This window comes from Lactobacillus sp. UMNPBX17 (genome assembly GCF_002553735.1).
In the GTDB taxonomy this organism is placed as follows: Bacteria; Bacillota; Bacilli; order Lactobacillales; family Lactobacillaceae; genus Lactobacillus; species Lactobacillus gallinarum.
Genome location: NZ_PCYT01000052.1, coordinates 1 through 12,605 on the forward strand (window position 1 = coordinate 1; position 12,605 = coordinate 12,605).

A 12,605-nucleotide genomic window follows, 5' to 3' on the forward strand; every position below is an offset into this window, starting at 1 on the left:
ACTTGATAAAGTCAGATTTCTTCAAGAAGTCTGATTTGCGACCACAGTGGCGTCGGTTAGCTTGATAAACTTCATTTCCACGTTCTGCTTTGTACCGCTTTTGTTTACCGTGATAAAGCAAAACTGTACCACGTTTGATTTCATAGCTAATCGTAGAAGGAGAACAACCAATCTCACGAGCAATTGCTCTAAGAGAAAATCCATCTTTGATACGAGTTTGGATAATAACTCGCTCTTCTAATGACAAATGTTTTCCTTTTTTGTGCTTAGGCATGATAGAATGTAAAGAGTCCATTTGTGACCTCGTTTCAAGATGTTTTGTGGTAATTACATTCTATCAAACGGGTCCAGATGGACTTTTTATTTTTCTAAAGTGTTCAATTTGATTTTACAATCGGCGGAAAAAAGATAATACTAAAACTAATGAAGCTAAATGGCAACGTAGTTTGGCAATTATTTTCTTAATCTTTGGTATTTTACTAGTAGTTTATAGCATCTATTTACGTAGATTTTAAAAATGACGTGAGATTATTCCCACGTCATTTTTCATATTCTAATGTACGCCTTCCATTAAGACGTTAATCTTCTTAATTAAAACAAACATAATAATCCCGAATACTACACTGACTACACCAACAGCCATGAAGTATGGCACTTCTGTTTTAGTTGAATAAAACTTAACGATTTGGGCATTAATTGCTTGTCCTGTCGCATCGGCCATAAACCACATACTCATCATCTGTGAGCGGAATGCATTTGGAGCAAGTTTGGTTGTAATTGACAAGCCAATTGGTGAAATCAACATTTCGGCAATTTCAACGATAAACCATGAACCTACAAGCCAGAATGGACTTACTCTACCACTTGTACCAAAGAGCATACCTGGAAGAGCCATCCACATGTATGAAAGCCCAGCAAAGACAAGACCTGCCGCAAATTTCCCCGGTGCAGTTGGCTGCTTCTTCCAGTGTTCCCATAGCCATACAAATACTGGTGTCAAAATCATGATAAATAATGGGTTAAGAGATTGGAAGTTAGCCGCAGTAAAGTGCCAACCGCCGATATGTAAAACAGTTCTTTGTTCCGCAAATAATGCTAAAACAACTGAACCTGATTCTTCTATTCCCCAGAAAATAGCTGCGGCGAAGAATAATGGAATATATGCCTTAACTCTCGAACGTTCAATCTTAGTAACCTTTGAACTGCGAAGCATCATTACGAAGTAGTAAATTGGCAATGCAATAGCCAAGATAGTTAATAAGGTAATTACATTATCAACATTTAATTGTCCTACTCCAGCCATAACGGCTAAAACTGCAGCAATTGCAACGATAATAATGACACCCCACTTGATTACGTTAAGCAAATCGCCTTTATCAATAGGATCATTAGGTGTCAAACTTTCAGTTGATAGATATTTCTTTCCGCCAAGTACATATTGTACTAAACCAAAGAACATACCAACTGCAGCTAATGAAAATCCTGCATGGAAGTTCAACTGGCTACCAAAGATATGGAAGCCAAAACCTTCAGCTGCCCATGGAACAAGCCATGGAGCGATGAAGGAACCTAAGTTAATTCCGAAAACAAAAATACTAAAGCCGGCGTCACGACGGCGATCTTCAACAGAATAAAGACCACCAACCATATCAGACACATTTGGCTTTAACAATCCAGTTCCCACAACAATTAAAGCGATCGAACTGTATAACGCCGCTACACCAGCTGGCAAAGCTAAAACGATGTGTCCCAACATAATAAGCACACCGCCGTAAAAGACTGTTTTTCTAGAGCCCCATACTCTGTCAGAAAGCCAGCCTCCGACTAACGTTGATAAGTAAACAAGCGAACCATAGATTGACATGATTGAAGCAGCAGTAGTTTGAGACATTCCCAAACCACCTTTGGTAACTGCGTAGTACATGTAGAACAATAAGATAGCCCGCATGCCGTAGTAACTGAAACGCTCCCACATCTCAGTAAAGAATAAAGTGGACAAGCCCTTTGGCTGTCCAAAGAATGCTGTATTTGAATCTCGTTTACCCAAAGAAAAACTCCCTTCTTAATCTAAGGTAAGCAATAAAAATAATTATACCACGAAAAATAAGGACCTATCCTATTTACAGATAGATCCTTATTTCTTTACAAAAAAAGCGGTCATACGACCGCCCACGCTTTGCATGACTAAAGTCACGTTTAGCATACTCTTTTTCTCATTTGTGTTCTTCTGCATGAATTGCATTTAGTTCTTCATGAACACTTACAATTATATTACCTAATCAATTGCCTTAGCAACTGCATCATTAACAGCATCTTTTTCAGCTTCGATCAAGTTAACCTTACTTTCGATAACCTTAACATCCATCTTAATTTCACGACTAAGAAGTGGAACATTAATCTTTGGTTCAAAGAATTCCTTGAATTCCTTAAGTCTTGCTGGAGTGTGGAAGACACCTGTAGTAACAGTGATAAATGTAGCAAATTCCATGTCACCACCAACAGTCTTGTCAAGCCAATCCCAGTCTTCTCTGATCCAGTCCCAAGCTGCTTGTTGACCATGATGGTTAGCAAGTAAACCACGGTACCAACCACGTAAGTCTTGTGGCTTAACTACGTCAGCATTTTCAAAGTCGCCAACAATAGTCTTGATAGCTGCAGGATCTTGGGTGCTGGTTACAGCGCTGCGTAAGTCAACCTTGTATGATGGATCAGCTGTTCTTTGGTATTCCTTGATTAACTTATCAACTAATTCAGCATTGCCAAAGTTCTTTACTTCGTTAATCAAAACGTATGGACGAACATCTGCATTCAATGCTTCTAAGTTATCTTCATTTTCAGTAAAGATTTGGTGAGCTGCCTTAATTGAGTCTGCATTTTCAGCGTAAAGGCTGGCACTCAATTCGTATGGACGAATTTGAACATCTTCATCGCTTTCGCCTGGCTTTACTTCCCAGCCTAAACGTGCAACTTGATCCTTTGATAAGAGGTCATAAAGTTTCTTCAAGTTCTTTTCTTCATCTGATTCTGGTTCAACGAATTGACGAAGCTTAGCTGCAGTAGTGTAAAGTGCGTTAATTACCAAACTTGACTTAGAATCAGCAAATTTAACTAAAAGTGGAACAATTGAAGCGTAAGAAATTTGCTTACCTTCTGCCAAGAGACGTAAGTCTTGGAGCAATTGCAACTTGTCAATTGGGTCCAATTCATTAACATCTGCCAAGATATCATCAAGCAAAGTCTTATCATACTTAACGATGAAGTGTGAGTTGTTGCCAACATTAAGTCTAAGTGGGTGTCCTGCTTCTTCACGAAGTACCTTGTAGTTGCCTAAGTCGATTTCCTTTTCAGACATAATCTTAGGTGCGTCAAAGTTAGCATTCAATGGAATTTGCCATTGTCTACCCTTGTCTTCACCTTCACCGATAAAGAATTGCTTTTGAGTAAGCTTCAAGTGACCGTCTTCATCAACAAAGGCATTAACTACTGGGTAACCTGGTTGCTTAAGCCATGAGTGCATGATCTTACCAATATCAAGATCAGTTGCAGTTGAAAGTGCATCCCAAAGATCATCACCAGTAGCATTGCCAAACTTGTGATGGTCGAAGTAGTACTTAAGACCCTTGCGAAGTGCGTCGTCACCAAGAAGTGAACGAACCATGACTAACATTCTTGAACCCTTAGCGTAAACGATGGCACCGTCAAAGACTGAGTCAATATCTGCTGGGTCATTAATTTCCATTTGAATTGGTTGAACACCATCAGTAGCATCTCTGTTCAATGCAGATGCAGCTTCACTAGTTTGGAACATTTCCCAGATGTGCCAGTCAGGTTCTAAACCATCAACTGATAAGTATTCCATCATGTTGGCAAAGCTTTCGTTAAGCCATAAGTTGTCCCACCACTTCATGGTTACTAAGTCACCGAACCATTGGTGAGCTAATTCGTGGGTAATAACTGTAGCAACTAACTTCTTCATTTCTAAGCTAGTGTTGTCTGGATCAAGGAGTAAGTAAGCTTCACGGTAAGTTACAAGACCCCAGTTTTCCATGGCACCAGCTGAGAAGTCTGGTAATGCAAGTTGTAATGATTGTGGAAGTGGGTATTTAGTTTGGTAGAAGTCTTCGTAAAATTCAATTGCGCGCTTAGCAATATCTAGGCCAAAGTCCAATTCCTTAGGTTTGTGAGCCTTAGTTGCGTAAACACCAATCAAAACGCCATCCTTAGTGTGAGTAGTCTTTGATTGTAAGTCACCAAAGGCAAATGCGACAAGGTAGCTTGACATACGAACAGTTTCTTCAAAGTGGTGGTAGCCATCTTGATCAACTTCAACTTCTGGCATGTTGGCAAGTGCAACTTCACCATCTTCTTCATCCCACTTAAGGGCAAGGGTGAAGGTAGCCTTAGCTTCTGGTTCATCAACACATGGAAATGCTTGACGAGCAAAAGTAGTTTCAAATTGCGTACCGATAATTTGCTTCTTCTTGCCTTCTAATTCGTAGTATGAAGGGTAAATACCCATCATAGTGTCGGTAAGTGGTGCGCTATAAGCAATTTCGATTACGGCTCTGCCAGTTACGCCAGTTTCAATCTTGATTGCTTCGTCTTTTTCAACCACTTCAAAATCAACGTCCTTGCCATCAACCTTAACGCTGTCGATGGTCATAAACTTTTGATTAATGAATACTGGGTTTTCAATTACATCACCAGTAATCGTTGAAGTACCATTAATAGTCTTATTCTTACGGTTTACGTTAATGCGTAAATCGTAATGTTCTGGGTGGAAAATTTCATAAAAACGTTTAACTGCCATTTATTTTGCCTCCTATTAGCATAATTCACTCTAAATTTTACCAAAATATCAGTAAAAGCGCTCAAAAAAGGCAATTTCTTCCTGATTGTAAGAGTGACGTTTTCGTTTTGTAACATTGCTGTCATATAGACCTTGTAATATATAAGTATAGTCATTAAGAAATATATAAATTTTTTAAAAATAAGTTTTAATAAGGAATGAAATCAATGAGTAAACAAGTTAAATCTACTTTAGTTAAAATTTTTGCTGCATTAGCACTTGCCTTTGCATGTGTTGCAGTTGCACAAACTTTCGCTAACGATTCTACTAGCCAAAATGTTCAAGCTGCTAAGAAGAAGAAAATGTCTAAAAAAGAAAAAGCAGCTAAGAGATGGATCGCAATGCGTGAATCAGGCGGTAGCTACACTGCTAGAAACGGTTCATGTTACGGTAAGTACCAATTAAGCATCGGCTACTTACACGGTGACTTATCACCAAAGAACCAAGAACGTACTGCTGATAGATACGTTTACGGTCGTTACGGTTCATGGGTTAACGCTAAGAGATTTTGGTTAGCACATAACTGGTACTAAAATTAATTTATTCCTTAATTTCCAAAAAAACAGTCTAGTCAAGTTGACTAAGCTGTTTTTTCTTTATTGATTAATTGCCGGAGAAAACACGGGATTTTAATCCCGTGATGAATCCGGCCTTTTTTAGTTTTTTGCTTGTTCCTCCTTCTTTCTTAAACATATGTTTGGCATAATCTCAAAAAGAAAGGAGGGAACAAATGTGCTAAAAGGGATCAAGTTAAGACTCTATCCTAATAAAACTCAACAAAACCAGCTTGAGCAGATGTTTGGCAATGATCGCTTTGTTTGGAATCAAATGCTGGCTATGATGAATGAGCGCTATCAGAATAATAAGGATTTGCCTTTCTTGGGTAAATTTAAGCTGAATTATCTGCTTAAGCCGCTTAAAAAAGAATATCCTTTTTTGAAAAACAGCGATTCTTCAAGCTTGCAAGTAGTTAATGAATTTCTAACTCAGTCTTGGAAGAACTTCTTTCAAGATAAAAGTGGTCAAATTGACAAGCCTCGTTTTCATTCACGCAAGTATCTGAAAAGGTCTTATACTGGTAAATCGACTATCAGAATTGCAGGTAAAAGATATTTAAAGATTCCTAAATTAGGCTGTGTCAAAACCAGCAAGACTGGAGTTTTGCAAGATGTTAAGATTAAGCGCTACACTGTTCTGCTTGAACCAACAGGAAAATATTATTTGTCTCTACAGGTAGAAATATCTGAACCAGAGAAGTACAGCTTAACTGACAAACAAGTTGGAATTGATGTTGGCGTAGCTGATTTAGCAATTCTATCTAATGGTTTAAAGTACTCTAGTTTTGCCAGTTCTTATTTTGAAAAGAAAGCTAGAATTTGGCAGAAAAAGTATTCTCGACGTAGACATTTAGCTAAATTACTAGTTTTACAAGATAAGAATAAAAGGGTACTTTGTCCTAGAAGCTTAGAGAGTTTCACTAATTGGCAAAAAGCACAAAACTCAAAAGCCGGATGCCAAGCAAAAATAGCTAATCAGCGCAGAGATTACCTGCATAAATTAACTACGCATTTAGTTAAGCAATATGATGTAATTGCAATTGAAGATTTGAAAACCAAGAATCTTCAGAAAAATCATCACTTAGCCAAATCAATTGCCAATGCTTCATGGCAAATGTTTAGACAAATGCTGGAGTATAAGTGTGAATGGTATGGGAAAAAGCTAGTTGCAGTTGATCCTAAGAATACTTCCAGAATTTGTTCAAAATGTGGCTATAACAGTGGTGCTAAGCCATTAGAGATTCGTGAATGGACCTGTTCTAAGTGTCAAACTAAGCATGACCGAGATATTAATGCGGCAGTTAATATCTTGCATAAAGCAAAGCTAAATGGTCAGGGACTGGCCACGGTAACAAGCTGAGTTCCGTGAGTTAGGTATTTGAATAATTCAATGTAAGATCCTAAACACTACTCAGTGTTCCCAGAAATCCGGCACTTCAGTGCCGGTGTAGTTCATTCAAAATGATCTTGTTTAATTACCCGGTAGGTTGCAATTATTAATACCAGGATCGAGCAAGCCATTCCTACGTAGGCCATCGTCCCAATGTGAACAGCATTATTAGCCGCTTCTCTTGCCAGTTGGTTTTCCATAGCATAACCAACTACCCATTTACGCATTAAAACAGGAGTTAAGATAAAACTAAATGTGGTAATCAATGAAGTAATCAAAGTCACATTTCTAGAATATGGTTCTTTAAAAAATTGTGCTAATACACAAAAAGCTGGAGCAATCATCAAAAGCATGATCCACATAATAATCCAGCGACCAGAACTACTATTCATCATTTGCGCACTATTTGTGGCATAACGGTATGAACTCCAGAGCTGACCACCAGTGACTGTATTTAGTAAACTCAAAAAGTATGATCCTTGTTGACCATAATAGCCACCATTATTAGACAATGCTCCTTGAATAATTTGGAAACTATCGGTTGACCCTGCCGATGAAAAGTCGACAGTTACCACTTGCTTCATATAGGTAGCTAAAAACATAGTAACTGAGCCACCTAATTCTAAAGCTCTCAGCATACTTAATTTTCTTGAAGCTTTTAGATGAAATTCAAGACTAAGTACTTGATGGGGATGATGACTGTGGCCGATGACGTATATTCCAACAATTACAACTGCCAATAAGATTAATAATCCCCACCATAATTTGATCATGGCAAGAAATAGTGCCAAGACAATAATTGCAACTGAAATATATGGTCGATCAGAAAAGATTGTCCAGAAATTGAGCTTTACGTGATTATAATTTTCACGTGAAAGATCGATTTTGGTATTAGCAGCAGGTTTAGGATTGCTAATTTTTTTGCTTCTAAATTCTTCACGACTATTTACTCTACTTTTAGAATAATTGATTCGTGATCGATCAGCACCATCTTGTCCATGTTCCTTCTTCATACGATATTCTCGCCGCGACATGTGTGCCATAAAGATAACTCCCTTCTAGAACCATTATCGTAGCACATTATTTCATTAATAATCTTTTTATTATAAAAAATTGGAAAAATATTTAATTTTTTGTATGTGCTAAAATAAACATTAAAACTTATTCTTATTTTTTGAAAGAGATGACACTTTGACTACTATTAAATCACGCAATCTGCCTGCAGGTTGGCATAAAGCTTTTTATACCCTGTGGTTAGGTTGCTTCATCACTGGGATGGGCTACTCAATGACTATGCCCTTTATCTCACTGTTTATTTCTGATTTAGGTAATTATTCTAAGCTGCAAATCAACTTATACTCTGGGCTGGCATTTGCTATGACCTTTATTGCCCAGGCAATAATTTCTCCATACTGGGGCAGCTTGGCTGACCGTAAAGGAAGAAAACTAATGTGTATGCGTGCATCCGGCGTTATGGCAATTACTATTACCTTGACTGGTTTTGCACCAAATGCGATTTATATCGTTGTCATGCGCTTCATTCAAGGGTCATTTTCTGGTTATATCAACAACGCTACGGCATTGATGGCCAGCGAAACGCCGCACGACCGTAGTGGATGGGTAATGAGTCAGATGATGACCGCTGGTACTGCTGGCAACTTGGTTGGTCCATTATTAGGTGGTGCCCTTTCTAGTTTCTTTGGCAATATCTTTGGCGGTGCATGGGGCTATCGTATTCCGTTCTTTATTACCGGTGTCTTGATGTTCATCGTATTTTTAGGAACAACATTCCTAGTTCATGAAGACTTTACTCCAATTTCTCGCGAAAAGATGAAGCCAATGGGCGAAATCATGAAGAGTTTGCCAAGTGTTAAATTAATTATCGTTATGTTCATCACTACGATGTTGGTTCAATCTTCAACTATGTCAATTGATCCTATCGTTTCATTATACGTAAAATCAATGATGCCTCATGGTTCTGATGTTGCATTTGTTGCTGGTATCGTAGCAGCAACGCCAGGACTTGGTACTTTGCTTGCTGCATCTAAGATTGGCCATAAGATGGATGAAATTGGGCCGTTACGCGTTTTGCGTGTCGGTTTAGTCATCGGCTTCATTTTATTTGCACCAATGGCTTTAACTAATAATCCGTGGATGCTTGCCTTCTTACGTTTCTTATTAGGTATTGCCAGTGCGGGGATGTTGCCTGCAGCTCAAACTGTTTTAACTTTGAATACACCTAAGGAAAGTTTCGGTCGAATTTTTAGTTATAATCAGTCTTTCCAAGCAGTAGGTGCAGTACTTGGATCATTAATGGGTTCTGCCATTTCTGGTTTTTCAAACTATGCGACTGTTTTCTGGGTAACCGGATTTACTTTATTATTGAACTTTATTTTAATTTTGATCTTCGCATGGGGTATTTCTTATCGAAATAAATAAGTAATCGCTTTCACTGCTTTTACTTTTAATCCATAACTGAAACTTGAAAGCACTAAAACTAGCCGAATCCATATTGGATCTGGCTTTTTGTCTCTTAAATTAGTTTTTAAGCTGTCCGCAGCTGCTGCTTTTGCATGAAAACCGGCAATAACTTAATAAAGTTGTCTAATATTTGTTCCACTGTGGCGGAGATCTCTGCTTTTACTTCTTTAAGAGCGATAAGCAGGTAGACCAATGCCTCTTCAAAGGCTAAATCAGGCAGCGCTTCATAATTATTTGTATAAATAATTTAAATAATTTTTTGAGTGCCACGCACAAAGTCTTAATAAAAATAAGGCCTATCAGCGGCTAAACGTGCTTTCACTGATAGACCTTATTCATAAATATTTGGTAGATTGCAAATTTAATCCGAATTTTTGGACAAATTTGTCAGCATAACCTGATACGGTGTTTGTCAGTCGAGTATTTTAAGCGGTCGCTGGTTAATTTGGAGTAACGTCGTCGTTAAATCTTGGGCACTAATGTGCTCAAAACGAGTCCCTTTAGGATAAAAATAACGTAAATTCCGATTAAAGCGTTCATTACTACCACGTTCAGCTGGAGTATAAGCATGGCAGTAATAGGTCTTAATACCATATTGTGATTCAAGTGATACTAGCCCACTAAACTCAGTGCCACGGTCCACAATAAAGCTCCATTAAAAGTGGTTAGGAACTTAGTTAGTGCTTCATTATCTTCTGAAACATATAGCGCACCTTGTCCAGGCGGCTGTTTGGACGGCGGGGCTGGATGACTGGCTTGCCGACAGCGGCCTGATACCCTTTCAGTTCTGTAAGGCATACGCTCTGCCCGTTGGTGTAAGAGGCCAGATCAGTACGGTATGCCTGTATACAGCGGGCGGGAATCTCGCCAGTAAAGACAACTTCATCCTTTTTTACCTGGACCGTTTCGATGGTGGCACAGTATTTCGGTGCATCATGATAAGCCCTGGAAAGATATTCCCGGGGCGCATAGAGGGTGAAGGAGAGATAAGGTTCCAGCAGTTGCGTCCCTGATTCCTTCAATGCCTGTTCCAATACAATCGGGGCCAATGAGCGGAAGTCCGCCGGCGTGCTGACCGGACTGTAATAAAGCCCGTATTCAAAGCAAATCTTACAGTCCGTTACGTTCCAGCCGAACAAGCCCTGCTCCAGCCCGTAACGGATACCATCCCTGACAGCGTTTTGAAAACTCTGGTTCAAGTATCCCAGCGAAACCCGGCTCTCGTATTGTACACCGGAGCCAAGCGGGAGTGGTGTAACAGACAGTCCGATGGATGCCCAAAACGGGTTGGGCGGCACCTCGATATGGATGGTGTGGCTGGCTGCTTTGAGCGGCCGCTCCATATAAATGACGGTGGGTTCCTTTACCACTGTTTCAAGCTTGTATTTTTCCGACAGCAAAGCGGAAACAACCTCCAACTGCACCCGGCCCAAAAAAGAAAGAATGATCTCATGGGTGATGGAATCCACCTCGCAGCGCAAAAGCGGGTCAGTATCCGCAAGTTGCGTAAGAGCGTCCAGCAGCCGTTCTCTTTGCGCTGCCGTTTTCGGCGCAATCGACGTCCGCAGCATGGGGAGGGGGTCCTCACGCCACCTTTTACGAGGGAGCCGGTTTGGGTCCCCTAATACATCGTTTAACCTCACGCTGTCGCTGGGAAGGATAACAATTTCACCCGGATAAGCGGTGTCTGTCCGAACAATTTCCCCTTTGGATGGAATACGCATCTCTGTGATTTTCAGCTTTTCTCTCCCGGCCAGGGCCACCGTATCCCGCAGGCGCAGCGTTCCGCTGTATAGCCGTAGATAGACACGCCGCTGGCCGCAATCTGTATACTCCACCTTGAAAACGCTGCCGCATAGGGCGGCGCTCCCCTGTTCCCCAATCGGTTGGAACAGCCCTGTCACCGCATCCATCAACGGTTGAATGCCAAGGCCCTTTTTGGCGCTGCCATAATAGACCGGGAACAGGGAGGCGTCTTGAACCCGCCGCTGTTCCTCCCGCACAAGTTTTTCCCGGCTGATTGGTTCTCCTGCGATATACTTTTCCAATAATTTATCGTTATTTTCGATGACCGCATCCCATGCTTCTATGTCGGTATTTTCCTCCAGGACTATTTCCGGGGACAGCGACACCGTCTGCTTGATGATAATATCGGCGGAGAGCTTATCCCGAACAGACTGAACCACGCTCTGCAAATCAACGCCAGCCTGGTCGATCTTGTTGATAAAGATAACGGTGGGAATGTTCATTTTCCGCAGGGCATGGAACAGAATACGGGTCTGGGCCTGCACGCCATCTTTAGCGGAGATCACCAAGATGGCCCCATCTAAAACAGCCAAAGAGCGGTACACCTCCGCCAAAAAATCCATGTGGCCGGGCGTATCCACAATGTTGACTTTACATCTGTGCCACTGGAAGGAAGTGACTGCCGCTTGAATGGTAATCCCACGCTGCCGCTCCAAAAACATGGTGTCCGTACTCGTTGTCCCTTTTTCGACGCTCCCCGGTTCTGAAATGGCTCCGCTGGCATATAGCAGGCTCTCCGTCAAGGTCGTCTTTCCAGCGTCTACATGGGCAAGAATTCCAATATTGATTATTTTCATGTGATTGTCCTCCCTTTACTGCCCCGAAGGGCATAAAAATCCCCAGCAGTAAAATACTTTTACCACTGGGGATGATAATTTGCGGACATACACATATACAGCATACACCTGTTTGTGAGTGCTGTTTTTGGGGATATGTCAAAATTGATAAGGCAAAAGTATTCTTAAATTGGGTACAAAAAACTAAGCCCCTACAAAAGGGACTATCATAATCCTTTGTTCCCACTATTTGATTATAGTTTTATTTAAGAATACCTTGCCGCATATTTTTTACTCCTTTTCTGGAATTGAATTATTATATCACATCATATCACATCAGTTTTAGGAAAACAAGTATCTAAAAGAAATTTTTCTTCCCCTTATATGTAACAATCATACCGGCTTCCTAACGTTCAGAATGGTTTCTACTGTCTGCTGCGGTGTTTGGTTGGAATTGTCCAGCCAAAAGCCGATCCGTGGTGTTGTCTGCATTTTACTAAATACAAATTCAATGTATACAGAAAGAAATATATAAGGAGTGGGAGGGATTCCGCCGTAGTCGGCATTGTAGGAAAATCCAAAAGTTTAGATTTTCTCAAAATGCTTATCTTTTGGTCTTTGGTTCGGAATAGTGTAGTGCTGGCGGTCTATCTATTGTTTTCGGTTGCTTGCTTCTTTACCGTACATGAGCATTGATTGCTGTATTGTAGATCAATTAATACCAATAACAAAAGATTAATAATAGG

The 12,605-nt window shown here is 40.3% G+C and carries 8 protein-coding genes and 1 pseudogene; 3 read left to right on the forward strand and 6 right to left on the reverse strand.

Features of this window, described 5'->3' with window-relative positions:
• The 3 genes from CP368_RS07730 to CP368_RS07745 all read right to left on the reverse strand — a co-directional run.
• Window positions 1-295 (reverse strand): helix-turn-helix domain-containing protein (locus CP368_RS07730; RefSeq protein ID WP_143468313.1); only part of this gene is annotated, 295 nt, incomplete at its 3' end.
• A 258-nt stretch (window positions 296-553) separates the two neighbouring features.
• On the reverse strand, window positions 554-2,047 hold the full coding sequence (locus CP368_RS07740) for a peptide MFS transporter (protein WP_098043951.1): 1,494 nt from the start codon (window positions 2,045-2,047) through the stop codon (window positions 554-556).
• Between the two features lie 228 nt (window positions 2,048-2,275).
• Window positions 2,276-4,810, reverse strand: coding sequence for a M1 family metallopeptidase (locus CP368_RS07745; protein WP_098037099.1), 2,535 nt, complete (start codon window positions 4,808-4,810; stop codon window positions 2,276-2,278).
• Between the two features lie 206 nt (window positions 4,811-5,016).
• Between CP368_RS07745 and CP368_RS07750 the strand changes: the two genes are divergently transcribed.
• Together CP368_RS07750 and CP368_RS07760 are read left to right on the forward strand one after the other, a co-directional pair.
• Window positions 5,017-5,382: an aggregation promoting factor surface protein gene (locus CP368_RS07750; RefSeq protein WP_098045948.1), complete on the forward strand. Its 366-nt coding sequence runs from the start codon at window positions 5,017-5,019 to the stop codon at window positions 5,380-5,382.
• Between the two features lie 160 nt (window positions 5,383-5,542).
• Entirely contained in the window at window positions 5,543-6,766 is a 1,224-nt protein-coding gene (locus tag CP368_RS07760) for an RNA-guided endonuclease TnpB family protein (protein WP_098045949.1), read from the forward strand.
• A gap of 92 nt (window positions 6,767-6,858) precedes the next feature.
• Here the strand turns inward: CP368_RS07760 and CP368_RS07765 are convergent, their stop codons facing one another.
• The gene (locus CP368_RS07765) at window positions 6,859-7,839 is read right to left on the reverse strand and encodes a cytochrome C5 (RefSeq protein WP_087176824.1); all 981 of its coding nucleotides are present in this window, start codon (window positions 7,837-7,839) and stop codon (window positions 6,859-6,861) included.
• A gap of 148 nt (window positions 7,840-7,987) precedes the next feature.
• Between CP368_RS07765 and CP368_RS07770 the strand changes: the two genes are divergently transcribed.
• Entirely contained in the window at window positions 7,988-9,235 is a 1,248-nt protein-coding gene (locus tag CP368_RS07770) for an MFS transporter (protein ID WP_098045950.1), read from the forward strand.
• A gap of 454 nt (window positions 9,236-9,689) precedes the next feature.
• On the opposite strand, the pseudogene CP368_RS07775 reads toward CP368_RS07770, so the two are convergent.
• Together CP368_RS07775 and tet(W) are read right to left on the reverse strand one after the other, a co-directional pair.
• Window positions 9,690-9,967, reverse strand: a pseudogene (locus CP368_RS07775) (IS30 family transposase); the annotation flags it as partial.
• Window positions 9,955-11,880, reverse strand: coding sequence for a tetracycline resistance ribosomal protection protein Tet(W) (gene tet(W) / locus CP368_RS07780; protein ID WP_098045951.1), 1,926 nt, complete (start codon window positions 11,878-11,880; stop codon window positions 9,955-9,957). The pseudogene CP368_RS07775 and the gene tet(W), both read right to left, overlap by 13 nt.
• Between the last annotated feature and the right edge of the window lie 725 nt (window positions 11,881-12,605).